This is a genomic window from Microbacterium sp. CGR1, assembly GCF_001266755.1.
In the GTDB taxonomy this organism is placed as follows: domain Bacteria; phylum Actinomycetota; class Actinomycetes; order Actinomycetales; family Microbacteriaceae; genus Microbacterium.
Window position 1 is genome coordinate 2,986,193 of the sequence record NZ_CP012299.1, and the last position, 13,685, is coordinate 2,999,877.

Here is a 13,685-nt window from a genome sequence, read left to right on the forward strand (position 1 = left end):
GCGTAAAATCGGCACAATGACCGATGCACCCGACGCCGCCTCCGACCTGGGTGCCGGTATCGACCCCGAGGATCTCGCCACCACGCTGCGAGTCCTGTCGGAGCTGCACCAGATCGACAACGAGCACCCCGACTTCGTGGCCGTGCGTCATGCGACGGCGGCGATGTTCAAGGCGGTCAAGCGCGTGCGTCGCAAGGAGATCCGCGACGCGATCGCCGACGCCGACAAGGCGGTCGTCGCCCGCACGGCGACCGGCGCTCCCGACCGCATCGACGACGAGACCCGCGGGCACGACCTCGCGACGAGCGTCGTCGACGCCCCGATCGCCGGCGAGCTGCTCAAGCCGCGCAACTGCTACATCTGCAAGCAGCCCTACACGGTGGTCGATGCGTTCTATCACCAGCTCTGCCCGGACTGCGCCCGCTTCAGTCACGGCAAGCGAAACGCCCGCACCGATCTGACCGGCAAGCGCGCGCTTCTGACCGGCGGCCGCGCGAAGATCGGCATGCACATCGCCCTGCGACTGCTGCGCGACGGCGCGCACACGACGATCACCACACGATTCCCCCGCGATGCGGTTCGTCGGTTCTCGGCGCTGCCCGACTCGGCCGACTGGCTGCACCGCCTGCGCGTGGTCGGCATCGACCTGCGCGACCCCGCTCAGGTGATCGGCCTCGCCGACTCGGTCGCGGCTCAGGGACCGCTCGACATCCTGATCAACAACGCCGCGCAGACCGTGCGCCGCTCACCGGGGTCATACTCTCTCCTGGCGGATGCCGAGCTGCAGCCGCTTCCCGACGGACCGCTGCCCGAGATGGAGACATTCGGGCACACCGCCGATCCGCATCCGCAGGCGCTGCAGGCTTCGGTCGATGCGCATCCGCTGCTGTCCGTCGCGGCGCTCGGCGGCACCGTCGCTGAGCAGGGCGGTCAGGCGCTGACAGCCGAAGACCTCGCACGCCTCGCGATGGCCCCCGGTTCGTCGTCGCTCGAGAAGCACGCCGACGGCACCGCCATCGACGCAGGCGGACTCGTGCCCGACGTCAACCGCACGAACAGCTGGGTGCAGTCGATCGATCAGGTCGATCCGCTCGAGATGCTCGAGGTGCAGCTGGCCAACACGACGGCGCCGTTCCTGTTGATCAGTCGCCTGCGCGCCTCGATGGCGGCCTCGTCGGCGAACCGCAAGTACGTGGTCAACGTCTCGGCGATGGAGGGGCAGTTCTCGCGCCGGTACAAGGGTCCCGGTCACCCGCACACGAACATGGCCAAGGCGGCGCTGAACATGCTGACGCGCACGAGCGCCGGCGAGATGCTCGAGACCGACGGCATCCTCATGACCGCCGTCGACACCGGTTGGATCACCGACGAGCGCCCCCACTTCACCAAGGTGCGCCTGGCCGAGGAGGGCTTCCACGCCCCGCTCGACCTCGTTGACGGAGCGGCCCGCGTGTACGACCCGATCGTGCGCGGCGAGGCCGGCGAAGACATCCACGGCGTGTTCCTGAAGGACTACGAGCCCAGCCCCTGGTGAGTCGGCGGCCTCTGAGCTGCGGGCTGCCGTGACTGCACGGACCGACCTGTGCCGTCTGCAGGGTGAGATCCCGTCTGCAGGAGGGGACGGGGAATCTGGTCCTGCGTCCGGGCTTCGGTCCTGCGAACGGTGTGCTGGTCGCCACCCTGGGCCGCGCGCGACGGTCAGTGCGCGCGGATCTCGAGGTTCTCGGACGCCCAGGTGCCGAGCTGATCGAGGATGGGCAGCAGCCCACGTCCGCTGTCGGTCAGTGAGTACGAGACCGTGACAGGCGGACCGGCGTCGACTGCGCGGGCCACGAGCCCGGCCTCGGCGAGCTCTGCCAGCCGGTCGGAGAGCACGGTGTCGCTGATGCCGGACACCCCGCGGCGCAGCGCGACGAACGTCGACGGGCCGCCGCCGAGCGACGAGACGATCATGCCGTTCCACCGCTTGCCGAGCACGCTGAAGGCCAGTGTGACGGCGGCGTCGCAGACGTGACGCTCTTCGTCGATCTCGGCCATGCGCCCATCATACCTGTGCTACGTTAACGCGAGTCGCTAAGAAAAACAGAGTGACTACGAAAAACGAAAGGCACGTCTCATGTCCCTGTTCCGCCTGGATGCCAGCATCCTGCCCGCGTCGTCCGCCAGCCGTTCGCTCGCCGACCTCGTCGAAGCCGAGTGGACCGCCTCGCACCCGGACTCCACGGTCACCCGCCGCGACCTCGCCGCCGACCCCGTGCCCGCGACGGCATGGGCGGATGCCGTGACCGGCGGATTCGTCGACGACGCCCAGCGCACCGACGCTCAGCGCGCAGCGCGCGCCCTCGCCACCACCTTCGCCGACGAGCTGATCGGCGCCGACGCGCTGCTCTTCGCCGTGCCGCTCTACAACTACGGCGTCTCGCAGCACTTCAAGACCTGGTTCGACCTGGCCTACACCGACTCCCGCATCGACCCGCAGGGCACCGCATTGCGCGGCAAGCCGGCGACCCTCGTCACCGTGCTCGGCGGCAACTACGCCCCCGGAACGCCCAAGGAGGGCTGGGACCACTCCACCGGATGGCTGCGCCGCGTGCTCGAGGACGTCTGGGGCCTCGACCTGCGCATCGTCGAGCGTCCGTTCACCCTCGTCGGCGTGAACCCCGCTCTCGACGCCTTCGCCGACACCGCCCGCGAGCTCAAGGAGAACGCCGAGGAGTCGGCGCGCACGTACGGCCGCGAGCTCGCCGCACTGCGGGGCGACCAGGTCGCCTGACCCGGCATCCTGAGCGGTCCCGCCCCTCCAGGCGTCCCGTCTGGTCCCGCCCCTCCAGGTGTCCCGTCTGCAGGATCAGGGCACGGATGCGGGGTCAGAACACGGTTTCTGGTCCTGCATCCGTGCCTCGGTCCTGCAGACGGCACAGGACCCGGGACGACCGGCAGGACCCGGACCTCCGGACGACCGACCGCCGCCTCAGGCGAGGGGCCGGGGGAACGGATGCGGCAGCCACACCGTCACGTTCAGACCCCCGCCGTGCCGAGCGGTGAGCACGAGGGATCCGTCATGCGCCTGGGCGATGCGCTGCACGATGGCGAGGCCCAGGCCGACACCGCCGTGATCCTCGCCGCGCGTGCGGTCGGCACCTCTCTGGAACGGTTCCGCGAGCGTCGCGACGAGATGGGCGGGCAGCACGTCGCCCGTGTTCTCGACCACCAACGCCACCGCCTGCGGCAGAACATGCGTCCGCACGATGACCGTGCCGCCTGCGGGCAGGTTGTGAACGATCGCGTTGTGCACCAGGTTCGTGATCAGCTGCTGGAGCAGGGCGGGGGATCCGAGCACGTTCGCGGTGTCACCGCCGACGTCGATGGACACACCACGTCGCTCGGCCGACGGCAGAAGCGTCTCGGTCGACTCCTCGGCGAGCAGTGACAGGTCGACCGGCTCGCGGGTGAACGCGCGGCGCTCGGCACGGCTCAGCATCAGCAGGGCCTCGGTCAGCTCGATCGCGCGCGCATTGACCTCGTGCAGTCGGTCGATCAGCGCGTCGACGTCGCGGTCGGGGTCGTTGCGGGCGACCTCCAGCATCGCCTGCGAGATCGCGAGCGGGGTACGCAGCTCGTGCGAGGCGTTGGCGGCGAACCGCTGCTGCTCGCCCATGTGCGCCTCGAGCTGCTCGAGCATCGAGTCGAAGACATCGGCCAGATCACGGAACTCGTCGCGCGGTCCCTCGAGGGCGACCCGGTGCGACAGCGACCCCTGCGCGGCGAGCTGCGCTGCCCGTCCGATGCGGTCGAGGGGGGCCAGCATCCGTCCGGCGATGATCCATCCGCCGCCGATTCCGATCGCGAGCAGCACGAGCATCATCACGATCGCAGCCGGAATGAATGCGCGGATCAGGTCCGAGCGGTTCGGCACGAAGCGGTCGGCGATGATCGCGGCATCCGGTACATACCGCAGCAGGTACACGGCGACGGCCGCGAGCAGACCGATGCCTGACACGACCACGACGCCCGCATAGCTCAGCGTGAGCTTCCAGCGGGCGCTCATGCCTCGGCGCCTCACGGGCCGAACGGGATCAGCCATCGGCATCCGTTCCGATGCGGTAGCCGACGCCGGGGACGGTGAGGATCAGCCACGGCTCGCCCAGTCGCTTGCGCAGCGACGAGACCGTGATGCGCACGGCGTTCGTGAACGGGTCGGCGTTCTCATCCCACGCGCGCTCGAGCAGCTGCTCGGCGCTCACGACTCCGCCGCCCGCATCGACGAGCACCTCGAGCACCGCGAACTGCTTGCGCGTCAGGGCCACGTACTTGCCGTCGCGGAAGACCTCGCGGCGGAACGGGTCGAGACGCAGCCCTGCGACTTCGAGCACGGGCGGCCTGGCGCGGTGGCGACGACGGTCGAGCGCCCGCAGGCGCAGCACGAGCTCGCGCAGCTCGAAGGGCTTGGTGAGATAGTCGTCGGCGCCGATCTCGAAACCCGACTCCTTGTCGTCGAGGCGATCGGCCGCGGTGAGCATGAGGATCGGGATGCCGCTGCCCGAGGCCACGATCGACCTCGCCACATCGTCTCCCGACGGGCCGGGGATGTCGCGGTCGAGTACCGCGAGATCGTAGGAGTTGATGCTGAGCAGCTCGAGGGCCGTGTCGCCGTCGCCGGCGATGTCCGCCGCGATCGCCTCGAGCCTCAGGCCGTCTCGCACAGCCTCCGCGAGATAGGGCTCGTCCTCGACGATCAGCACACGCACGACACAGCTCCCATGTGCTCAGAGCTTACGCACCCGGACATATCGGGAGCATATGAGAAATCGCATACGTCGTCGCAACACGCCTCCTTCTTGACTGAGGACATGAACACTCGCTCCACCTCCTCACGGCGACGCCTCACCGCGATCGTCGGTGCCGCCCTGCTCGCCGTCGCTCTCACGGTCTCGGTCGTGCTGATCGGTCAGCAGTCTCTGGCGTCGGCATCCGTCGTGCCGACCGTCGCGCCGTCGTCCCTCAGCGAGGCGGACGGGATGATCCGCGAGGAGGGCGCGGTCTCGGTGTTCGACGACACGCCCGCCGTGACGAATCTCGACTCCGACCTGCTCGCCGCCGTGCGCGCTGCCGCATCCGCTGCCGAGCACGACGGCGTGCGGATGCATGTGAACAGCGGCTGGCGGTCGGCCGGCTACCAGCAGGTGCTGCGTCAGGATGCGGTCGTCGAGTACGGCTCCGAAGAGGAGGCCGCGCGCTGGGTCGCCACCCCCGAGAACTCCGAGCACGTATCGGGAGACGCGGTCGACCTCGGCCCTCTCGCCGCTCAGGACTGGCTGGCACGCCACGGCGCGGACTTCGGCCTCTGCCAGATCTACGCGAATGAGCGCTGGCACTTCGAGCTGCGGCCGGCGGCCCCGGCGAACGGGTGCCCGCTGATGTACGACGACCCGACCACCGATCCCAGGACGCAGCGATGACCACGGCGCTCACCACTCCACGCCTCACCCTCTCGCGCGTTCACCCGCCGACACTGCACACGATCCCTGACGCGATCGGAGCGAACGTCGAGCGGATCCGATCGGCCACGGACGCCCGCATCATGGCGGTCGTCAAGGCCGACGGCTACGGCCTCGGCGCCGTGACCGTCGCTCTCGCGGCGATCGCGGCCGGAGCCGAGTGGCTCGGGATCACGGATGCCGAGGATGCCGCCCCGCTGCGTGCGGCGGGGATCGAGGTGCCGATCCTCGCCTGGCTCAACCCCGCCGGGGTCGACGTCGCGCAGGTCGTCGCGGATCGCGTCGATCTGGCTGTCGGCTCGGTCGAGGAGCTGCGGCAGCTGATCGCGGATGCGTCGGCACTGCCGAACGGGTGCGTTCGCGTGCATCTGCACATGGACACGGGCATGTCGCGGGGCGGCGTACCGCTCGAGGACTGGGCCGAGCTGCTGCGGGTGGCTCGCACGGGCCGCGACTCGGGTCGTGCACGCATCGACGTCGTCGGGGTGATGGGGCACCTGCCAGACGCCGACGCCGCCGACCCGGCGAAGAACGCGCCCGCCGTGCTCCGGATGCGACAGGCGAGGGATGCCGTGCTGCGTGCCGGATTCGGTCCTCTGCTCGTGCATCTCGCGGCGACGTCCGGGACGCTGACGGATGCCGCCACGCACTTCGACATGGTCCGGGTCGGCGCCGGGCTCGTCGGCATCGATCCGTCGGAGACGGTGTCGCTGCAGGAGGCGGCGCGGTTGACGGCATCGGTCGTGCACAGCAGTGTCGTGCCGGCGGGCACCGCGATCGGCTACGGCGGCGCATATGTGACGACGCGCACCTCGCATCTGAGCGTGATCGGGGTCGGGTATGCCGACGGCATCCCGCGGGAGCTCGGTGCGGGCGCAGGAGTGGCGGTCGACGGCATCCGGTGCCCGATCGTCGGTCGCGTATCGATGGATCAGATCGTGATCGACACGGGTGACCTCTCGATGCCGAGGGGTACCACGGCCGTGGTCTTCGGACCCGAGGGGGGCGCGGTGCCGAGTATGCAGGAGTGGGCGCGGTGGGCGGGGAGCATCCCGCACACCGTCGTGACGGGCATCGGCTCCCGCGTCGAGAGGGCCATCGCATGAGAGTGCTGGTGATCGGGGGAGGGCAGAACGCCGAGCACGAGGTGTCGCTCGCCTCAGCGGCAGCGGTCGCAGAGGCCCTGCGGCTCGGGGGATACGACGTGAGCACGGTGACGATCTCGCGGCAGGGCGTGTGGGAGGTGGCGGGCGTCTCGGAGGGTGCCACCGCCGCCGGATCCCTCGCTCTCGCGATGCCGCTCCTCGCCGACTGCGACGTCGTATTCCCCGCCGTGCATGGACCCCTGGGAGAGGACGGAGCACTCGCGGCACTGTGCGGTCTCGCAGGGGTGCGCGTGGTCGGATCGGGTCCGCGGGCCGGAGCCATCGGCATGGACAAGTGGGCCACCAAGCTCGTCGCCGAAGCGGCAGGGCTGCGAACGGCACGGGGACGCGTCGTCGATGCGGCGGACTGCGGCGATGCCGAGTTCGAGGGGCCCGTGGTGGTGAAGCCGGTGTCGGCCGGTTCGAGCTACGGCGTCTCGCTCGTGCGGGGAGAGCATGAACTGGGGCCGGCGCTCCGCGAGGCGGCGCGGTTCGACCGCCGCATCCTCATCGAAGAGGTCGTGCAGGGGAGGGAGATCGATGTCGCCGTCCTGCGCGAAGCCGGTGGCGTCCGCTGGGCGGCGCCGCCGCTCGAGATCCACGCCGCCGGCCTCTTCGACACCGCCACGAAGTACGACGGCAGCGCGCGATTCACCGTGCCCGCGCAGCTGTCGACGGCCGAGACGACCTCGCTCACGCGTGCGACACTGACCATGTTCGACGCCCTCGGATGCGCCGGGTTCGCCAGGATGGACTTCTTCCTCACCGCCGAGGGCCCGGTGCTGAACGAGGTCAACACGATGCCGGGGCTCACCGCGGCCTCGCAGGCGCCGCGCATGTTCGCGGCGGCCGATGTGTCGTACGTCGACCTCGTGTCGCGCCTCGTGCGAGCCGCTGAGGTGCCAGGCGGTGACGGTGCGCGCCGGAGGGCCGGCCTCGAGCGGGTCGCCTAGAGGCGGTCGACGCCCGTCACGGTGACCACGGCCGCGCCCTCTTCGTCGGAGGCGGCGAGGTCGACGGTGGCCGAGATGCCCCAGTCGTGGTCGCCCGCCGGGTCGTCGAGGATCTGACGGACGGTCCACTCCGTCGCACCCTCGGTCAGGAGCAGCAGCTGAGAGCTGCGGGCGTTCGCGCCCGTGAGGATCTCGTCGTGATCGGCGAAGTATCCGTCGAGCGCATCCGACCAGGCGTCGGCGCCGAAGCTCGGGTCGAGTTCGGCGAGGGCGGCGACGTCCTCGCGGGCGGCCAGCTGCACCCGACGGAACAGCTCGTTGCGCACGAGAGTGCGGAAGGCGCGGACGTTCGATGTCAGTCTCTTCGGCGCCGGCGGAACGATCGGCTCGTCGTCCGGGCCGTGGAGCACGCCGTTGACCAGCTCCTCCCACTCGTCGAGCAGGCTCGAATCCACCTGGCGCACCAGCTCGCCCAACCACTCGATCAGGTCGCGGAGATCCTCGTCCTTCGCCTCTTCGGGGATGGTCTGCGAGGCCGCCCGATAGGCGTCGGAGAGGTAGCGCAGCACGACGCCCTCCGACCGCGCGATCTTGTAGTACGCGACATATTCCCCGAAGGACATGGCTCGTTCGTACATGTCGCGGACGACGGATTTCGGATGCAGCTCGAAGTCGCGGATCCACGGCTGCGCGGCGCTGAACGTCTCGAACGCGGCGGTCAGCAGCTCGTCGAGAGGCTTCGGATATGTGATCTCCTCGAGCAGCTCCATGCGCTCGTCGTACTCGATGCCCTCGCGCTTCATGACGGCGACGGCCTCGCCCCGTGCCAGGAACTCCTGCTGTCCGAGGATCGCCCGCGGATCATCGAGCGTCGACTCGACGATCGAGATCATGTCCAGGGCGTACGACCCGGTTCCAGTGCCGGCAGCCGGGTCGCGGTCGAGCAGTTCGAAGGCGGCGAGAGCGAACGGAGACAGCGGCTGGTTCAGGGCGAAGTTCGGCTGCAGATCGACGGTCAGGCGGATCTCGCCGTCGGCCGTCTGCTCGACGACGCCCGATTCGAGCAGCGTGCGGTAGATGCCGATGGCGCGCAGAGCGAGTTCGCGCTGTCGTTTGCGAGGTTCGTGGTTGTCGTAGACGAGTGCGCGCATGTTGCCGAAGACGTCGCCGCCGCGCCCGATCACGTTGAGCATCATGGCGCTCGTGATCTGCATGTGCGAGGTGAGGGTCTCGGGCTCGGCGTCGATCAGCTTGCGGAACGACGGCTCGCCCCACGAGACGAAGCCATCGGGAGCCTTCTTGCGCACGATCTTGCGCTTCTTCTTCGGGTCGTCGCCGGCCTTCTTGATCGCGGCGACGTTCTCGCTCTCGTGCTCCGGAGCCTGGGCGACGACGGTGCCGGCCGTGTCGAAGCCCGCGCGGCCCGCCCGCCCGGCGATCTGGTGGAACTCGCGGGCGCTGAGCCGCCGCATCCGGGTGCCGTCGAACTTGGTCAGAGCGGTCAGCAGCACCGTGCGGATCGGCACGTTGATGCCGACGCCGAGCGTGTCGGTGCCGCAGATCACGCGCAGCAGACCTCGCTGGGCGAGCTGCTCGACCAGGCGCCGGTACTTCGGGAGCATCCCGGCATGGTGCACGCCGATGCCGGCGCGGAGGAAGCGGGAGAGGGTCTTGCCGAAGGCGGTCGTGAAGCGGAAACCGCCGATCAGGGCCGCGATCTCGTCGCGCTGCTCGCGAGTGGCGACCTTGGTGCTCGACAGCGCCTGGGCCCGCTCCATCGCAGCGGCCTGCGAGAAGTGCACGACGTAGATCGGCGCCTGGCCCGTGCCCAGCAGGTCGTCGATCGTCTCGTGGATCGGCGTCGTCTCATAGAAGTAGTGCAGCGGAACCGGGCGCTCGACGCCGGTGACGGATGCCGTGTCACGGCCCGTCCTGCGGGTGAGGTCGCTCGACAGCTGCGACACGTCGCCCAGTGTGGCCGACATGAGGATGAACTGCGCCTGCGGCAGCTCGAGCAGCGGCACCTGCCAGGCCCATCCGCGGTCGGGGTCGGCATAGAAATGGAACTCGTCCATGACGACCTGATGCACCGCGGCATCCGTGCCCTGGCGCAGTGCGAGGTTCGCGAGGATCTCGGCCGTGCAGCAGATGATCGGGGCATCCGGGTTGACCGAGGAGTCGCCCGTGATCATGCCGACGTTCGAGGCGCCGAAGACGTCGACGAGGGAGAAGAACTTCTCGCTCACGAGCGCCTTGATCGGGGCGGTGTAGAACGAGCGGCGCCCCTCGACCAGCGCGGCGAAATGTGCGCCGACGGCGACGAGCGACTTGCCGGTGCCGGTGGGCGTCGACAGGATCAGGTTGTTGCCCGAGACGATCTCGATGACCGCCTCGTCCTGGGCGGGGTAGAGGCTGATGCCGGTCGACTCGGCCCATTCGACGAACGCCGTGTAGACGGCATCCGCATCGGATCCGTCGGTCAGCGTCGTGTGGTCGAGGATCGCAGGCATGGTCTGTCGATCATCCCACCTCCGGCAGGGCACCTCCTGCGAAGGGGAACACGTGCTGTGCAGGAGCGGATGCTGGATGCGGTCCTTCGCAGCATGAGATCTCCTTCGCTGCGAGCCTGTGAGCCTGCGAGGGAGCCTGCGAGGGAGCGAGCCTGCAAGCGAGCGCGCCGGCCGGCCCGCAACGCCTCAGACGGACGTCGCGGCGCGCAGTGCGATGCGGATCATGTCGCCGAAGGTCTGCTCGCGCTCTTGAGCGGTGGTCTGCTCGCCGGTGACGATGTGATCCGACACCGTGCAGATGGCCAGAGCGCGACGCCCGTGGTACGCGGCGAGGGTGTACAGCCCCGCGGCCTCCATCTCCACTCCGAGGGCGCCGTGCTGCACGAACGGCTCGGTCAGCTCGGGTCGGGTGCTGTAGAACTGGTCGCTCGAGAACAGCAGACCGACGTGGACGGCCGAGTCCAGGGGCTCGGCCTCGCTCGCCTCGACCGCCGCGCGCAGCAGTCCGAAGTCCGCGACAGGTGCGTAGTCGAGTCCGTGGAAGCGCACCCTGTTGATGCCCGAATCGGTGCAGGCGCCGTTCGCGATGATGATGTCCCGCACCTGCAGCTTCTCGGTCAGCGCCCCGCACGAGCCGACGCGCACGATCGTCTGCACGTCGTACTCCTCGAACAGCTCGGTCGCATAGATGGCCATCGACGGCTGACCCATGCCCGAACCCTGCACCGAGACGCGGTGGCCCTCCCAGGTGCCGGTGAAGCCCAGCATCCCGCGGGTCTCGGAGTACAGCTCGGCGTCGTCGAGGAAGGTCTCGGCGATCCACTTCGCCCGCAGCGGATCGCCGGGGAACAGGACGACGGGGGCGATCTGACCGGGCTGTGCGGCGATGTGCGTGCTCATGGCTTCAGCGTAACCAGCGGTCTCTGCGTGGCGCGCCCGGACCACAGCGTCCGCCTTGAGATCATCGGTACCGAGCGGTGATCGGCACCGCGGAAAAGGGACGACGATGTCCGATCAGATCTTCTTGTACGGGGCACTCGGGCTGTACTTCGCCGGCATGCTGCTCATCGGATACTTCGCCTACAAGCGCACCTCCGACCACGAGGACTACATGCTCGGCGGACGCAACCTGCCGTCGTGGGTCGCCGCGATCAGCGCCGGTGCGGCCGACATGTCGGGCTGGCTCGTGATGGGCCTTCCCGGCGCGATCTACGCCGCTGGACTGATCGAGGCCTGGATCGCGATCGGGCTGACGATCGGCGCCTACCTCAACTGGCTGCTGGTGGCCCCACGGCTTCGCGCCTACTCCGAGGTGTCGCGCAACTCGATCACGATCCCGAGCTTCTTCGAGAACCGGCTCCGCGACACCAGCCGGTCGCTGCGCATCGTCTCGGGGCTCATCATCCTGGTGTTCTTCACGCTGTACATCTCGTCGGGCATGGTCGCCGCCGGCGTCTTCTTCGAGAGCTCGTTCAACGGCGACTACCTGTTCGGGATGCTGCTGGTCGGCGGCATCACGCTGCTGTACACGCTCTTCGGCGGATTCCTCGGGGCCTCCCTCACCGACGTCGTGCAGGGGCTGATGATGGTGATCGCGCTGATCGTCGTGCCGGTCGCCGCCGTCATCGCGATCGGCGGACTCGAGGAGACGTCGACGCTCATCACCGAGAACGCCGGAGAGGGATTCCTGTCGCTGCTCGGCGGAGGGGCCGTCACCGGCGGCACCTTCCTCGCCATCGCCTCGGCCCTGGCGTGGGGCCTCGGGTACTTCGGGCAGCCGCACATCATCGTGCGCTTCATGGCGCTGCGCTCGCCGCAGGAGGCGAAGAGCGCGCGTCGCATCGGCATCTCCTGGATGGTCGTCTCGATGTTCGGCGCGATCATCTCGGGCCTCGTCGGCATCGCCTACATGGCGCAGCAGGGCATCACCCTCGACAACCCCGAGACCGTGGTGCTGCTGATGTCGCAGACGCTGCTGCATCCGTTCGTCGCCGGACTCGTGCTGGCGGCCGTGCTCGCGGCGATCATGAGCACCGTGTCGAGCCAGCTGGTCGTGTGCTCGTCTGCGCTGGTCGAGGACCTCTACAAGGTGGTGCGCAAGACCCCGCCGTCCGACAAACGGCTGGTGCTGCTGGGCCGCCTGGCGGTGCTCGTCGTCGCGATCATCGCGATCATCCTCGCGATCACGCCGAACGACTCGATCCTCGGGCTCGTGTCGTTCGCCTGGGCAGGATTCGGTGCCGCGTTCGGCCCGATCATCCTGCTCAGCCTGTTCTGGCGCAAGCTCACGAACTGGGGTGCTCTCGCGGGCATGTTCGTCGGAGCGGTCACGGTGTTCGTCTGGAAGGCCCTGGACACCGACCTGTACGAGCTGCTCCCCGCGTTCGTGTTCGCGTTCGTCGCGGCCGTCGTGGTGAGCCTCGTCACCTACACGCGCAACGACGACATCGAGAAGGAGTTCACCGACGCCGAAGCGATGCTGACGGCACCGCGGGCCGCAGTCGGCAGCGTTCGCTGACGGACGCAGGGCTGAGTCGCGGGACGCAGGGCTGAGTCGCCGGATGCGGGGATCAGCCCTCGCGTCGGGTCTCAGCCCTCGCGCCGCCGCACGATCTCGCCGATCCAGATCGGCGCGAACGGCGAGGTGCAGCCGGGCGCGGTGGGGTAGTCGGCGAGCACCTGCAGGCGCTCACCGATCTCGAGCGCCCTGGACCGCAGCTCCGGGTGGAAGATGCCGATGTTGGCGAGCGTCTCGTTCATCGCCCACTGCAACCGCGAGGGCGCGTTCTGCAGATCGCGCTCGATCAGATCGAGCAGGTGATCGAGGTCGAGGCCCTCGGCATCTTTCGCGACGCGCACCGTCGTGAGCGACCATGCGGCCGCGGCGACGGTCGGGTCGGAGTCGTCGAACCAGCGCAGCCGCAGCTCCTCCGCGAGGGGGGTCTTCTTCGCGACGTAGTTCACGAACCAGTCGTTGACCTTGGGGGCCTGAGTCTGTCGCAGCATCGCGTCGAGCTCGTCGGCGGTGAACGCGCGCGGCGTGCAGATCAGCAGCGCCAGCAGCCGGGCGGCGGTGTCGCCGGTCGCCCACAGCTCTTTCGCCAGGGGCTGGTCTGTCTTGATGCGCTTCGCGAGGGTGCGCATGCGGCTGAGATTGATGCCGTGGTCGTCGCCGCGCTTCTCGTTCGCGGCGCGCATCTTCGGATCCTCGAGGGCGGCGAGCTCGGCCAGAGCCTCGGGAACGGTCATGTCGGACATGTCACCAGGGTAGGCCCGGAGCGCTTGTCAAGGCCCGGGCTTTCTGCGGGCATGCGGCCCTAACCTCGCAGGAGATCGAACTCCGACGAAGGGAAAATGCCATGACTCGCGACAGCGACGACATCAGCACCGACCGCAACGACATCAGCACGGAGCCGTCGCCCGGCCCCGAGGAGAACGACAACCTCGGCGCCGAGGACAACAAGGGAGAGCCGCCGACGGTCGTCCCCTCCGGCTCGGGCGACGAGAGCGACGACGACGACGGCGACGTGCTCGCCGACGACCCCGAGCAGGACTGACCGGCGCCGCCGCGTCGCCCTG

13 protein-coding genes are annotated in these 13,685 nt (G+C 69.1%); 7 read left to right on the top strand and 6 right to left on the bottom strand.

Annotation, left to right across the window (positions count from 1 at the left end; genetic code table 11):
• Positions 1 to 16 precede the first annotated feature (16 nt).
• On the top strand, positions 17 to 1,534 hold the full coding sequence (locus tag AKG07_RS14390) for an SDR family NAD(P)-dependent oxidoreductase (protein WP_053098510.1): 1,518 nt from the start codon (positions 17 to 19) through the stop codon (positions 1,532 to 1,534).
• 164 nt (positions 1,535 to 1,698) lie between these two features.
• Here AKG07_RS14390 and AKG07_RS14395 read toward each other — a convergent pair whose 3' ends face one another.
• Complete coding sequence (locus tag AKG07_RS14395; RefSeq protein WP_053098511.1) at positions 1,699 to 2,037, bottom strand: winged helix-turn-helix transcriptional regulator; 339 nt, start codon at positions 2,035 to 2,037, stop codon at positions 1,699 to 1,701.
• 79 nt (positions 2,038 to 2,116) lie between these two features.
• Between AKG07_RS14395 and AKG07_RS14400 the strand changes: the two genes are divergently transcribed.
• The gene (locus tag AKG07_RS14400; protein ID WP_053098512.1) at positions 2,117 to 2,773 is read left to right on the top strand and encodes an FMN-dependent NADH-azoreductase; all 657 of its coding nucleotides are present in this window, start codon (positions 2,117 to 2,119) and stop codon (positions 2,771 to 2,773) included.
• A gap of 198 nt (positions 2,774 to 2,971) precedes the next feature.
• Here the strand turns inward: AKG07_RS14400 and AKG07_RS14405 are convergent, their stop codons facing one another.
• Both AKG07_RS14405 and AKG07_RS14410 read right to left on the bottom strand, forming a co-directional pair.
• Complete coding sequence (locus tag AKG07_RS14405) at positions 2,972 to 4,048, bottom strand: sensor histidine kinase (RefSeq protein ID WP_053098513.1); 1,077 nt, start codon at positions 4,046 to 4,048, stop codon at positions 2,972 to 2,974.
• Between the two features lie 28 nt (positions 4,049 to 4,076).
• Entirely contained in the window at positions 4,077 to 4,748 is a 672-nt protein-coding gene (locus AKG07_RS14410; protein ID WP_053098514.1) for a response regulator transcription factor, read from the bottom strand.
• Between the two features lie 102 nt (positions 4,749 to 4,850).
• Here AKG07_RS14410 and AKG07_RS14415 point away from each other — a divergent pair, with 102 nt between their 5' ends.
• The 3 genes from AKG07_RS14415 to AKG07_RS14425 are packed head-to-tail and all read left to right on the top strand — an operon-like array spanning position 4,851 to position 7,596.
• A complete protein-coding gene (locus AKG07_RS14415) occupies positions 4,851 to 5,459 on the top strand; it encodes a M15 family metallopeptidase (protein WP_053098515.1) in 609 nt (202 codons plus the stop codon).
• Entirely contained in the window at positions 5,456 to 6,604 is a 1,149-nt protein-coding gene (alr, locus tag AKG07_RS14420; RefSeq protein ID WP_082297959.1) for an alanine racemase, read from the top strand. The genes AKG07_RS14415 and alr overlap by 4 nt, the downstream gene beginning before the upstream one ends.
• The gene (locus AKG07_RS14425; protein ID WP_053098516.1) at positions 6,601 to 7,596 is read left to right on the top strand and encodes a D-alanine--D-alanine ligase family protein; all 996 of its coding nucleotides are present in this window, start codon (positions 6,601 to 6,603) and stop codon (positions 7,594 to 7,596) included. The genes alr and AKG07_RS14425 overlap by 4 nt, the downstream gene beginning before the upstream one ends.
• Here the strand turns inward: AKG07_RS14425 and AKG07_RS14430 are convergent.
• Both AKG07_RS14430 and deoD read right to left on the bottom strand, forming a co-directional pair.
• Positions 7,593 to 10,106, bottom strand: a complete 2,514-nt coding sequence (locus tag AKG07_RS14430) for a DEAD/DEAH box helicase (RefSeq protein ID WP_053098517.1) — start codon at positions 10,104 to 10,106, stop codon at positions 7,593 to 7,595. The two genes, AKG07_RS14425 and AKG07_RS14430, sit on opposite strands and share 4 nt — an antisense overlap.
• Positions 10,107 to 10,292: 186 nt before the next feature.
• Positions 10,293 to 11,006, bottom strand: a complete 714-nt coding sequence (gene deoD, locus AKG07_RS14435; protein ID WP_053098518.1) for a purine-nucleoside phosphorylase — start codon at positions 11,004 to 11,006, stop codon at positions 10,293 to 10,295.
• Between the two features lie 106 nt (positions 11,007 to 11,112).
• On the opposite strand from deoD, the gene putP reads away from it, so the two are divergent.
• Positions 11,113 to 12,624, top strand: coding sequence for a sodium/proline symporter PutP (gene putP, locus AKG07_RS14440; RefSeq protein ID WP_053098519.1), 1,512 nt, complete (start codon positions 11,113 to 11,115; stop codon positions 12,622 to 12,624).
• Positions 12,625 to 12,695: 71 nt separating this feature from the next.
• On the opposite strand, the gene AKG07_RS14445 is transcribed toward putP, so the two are convergent.
• Positions 12,696 to 13,364 (bottom strand): DNA alkylation repair protein, encoded by a 669-nt coding sequence (locus AKG07_RS14445; RefSeq protein ID WP_053098520.1) that lies wholly within the window; start codon positions 13,362 to 13,364, stop codon positions 12,696 to 12,698.
• A 101-nt stretch (positions 13,365 to 13,465) separates the two neighbouring features.
• Here AKG07_RS14445 and AKG07_RS14450 point away from each other — a divergent pair, with 101 nt between their 5' ends.
• Positions 13,466 to 13,663 carry a hypothetical protein gene (locus AKG07_RS14450; protein ID WP_053098521.1) on the top strand — a complete coding sequence of 66 codons (198 nt, stop codon included), beginning with the start codon at positions 13,466 to 13,468 and terminating at the stop codon, positions 13,661 to 13,663.
• Positions 13,664 to 13,685: the final 22 nt, after the last annotated feature.

Coding starts and splice junctions, on each gene's coding strand:
- AKG07_RS14390 (WP_053098510.1), top strand. CDS start 17: ATGACCGATGCACCCGACGCCGCCTCCGACCTGGGTGCCGGTATCGAC.
- AKG07_RS14395 (WP_053098511.1), bottom strand. CDS start 2,037: ATGGCCGAGATCGACGAAGAGCGTCACGTCTGCGACGCCGCCGTCACA.
- AKG07_RS14400 (WP_053098512.1), top strand. CDS start 2,117: ATGTCCCTGTTCCGCCTGGATGCCAGCATCCTGCCCGCGTCGTCCGCC.
- AKG07_RS14405 (WP_053098513.1), bottom strand. CDS start 4,048: ATGAGCGCCCGCTGGAAGCTCACGCTGAGCTATGCGGGCGTCGTGGTC.
- AKG07_RS14415 (WP_053098515.1), top strand. CDS start 4,851: ATGAACACTCGCTCCACCTCCTCACGGCGACGCCTCACCGCGATCGTC.
- alr (WP_082297959.1), top strand. CDS start 5,456: ATGACCACGGCGCTCACCACTCCACGCCTCACCCTCTCGCGCGTTCAC.
- AKG07_RS14425 (WP_053098516.1), top strand. CDS start 6,601: ATGAGAGTGCTGGTGATCGGGGGAGGGCAGAACGCCGAGCACGAGGTG.
- AKG07_RS14430 (WP_053098517.1), bottom strand. CDS start 10,106: ATGCCTGCGATCCTCGACCACACGACGCTGACCGACGGATCCGATGCG.
- deoD (WP_053098518.1), bottom strand. CDS start 11,006: ATGAGCACGCACATCGCCGCACAGCCCGGTCAGATCGCCCCCGTCGTC.
- putP (WP_053098519.1), top strand. CDS start 11,113: ATGTCCGATCAGATCTTCTTGTACGGGGCACTCGGGCTGTACTTCGCC.
- AKG07_RS14445 (WP_053098520.1), bottom strand. CDS start 13,364: ATGTCCGACATGACCGTTCCCGAGGCTCTGGCCGAGCTCGCCGCCCTC.
- AKG07_RS14450 (WP_053098521.1), top strand. CDS start 13,466: ATGACTCGCGACAGCGACGACATCAGCACCGACCGCAACGACATCAGC.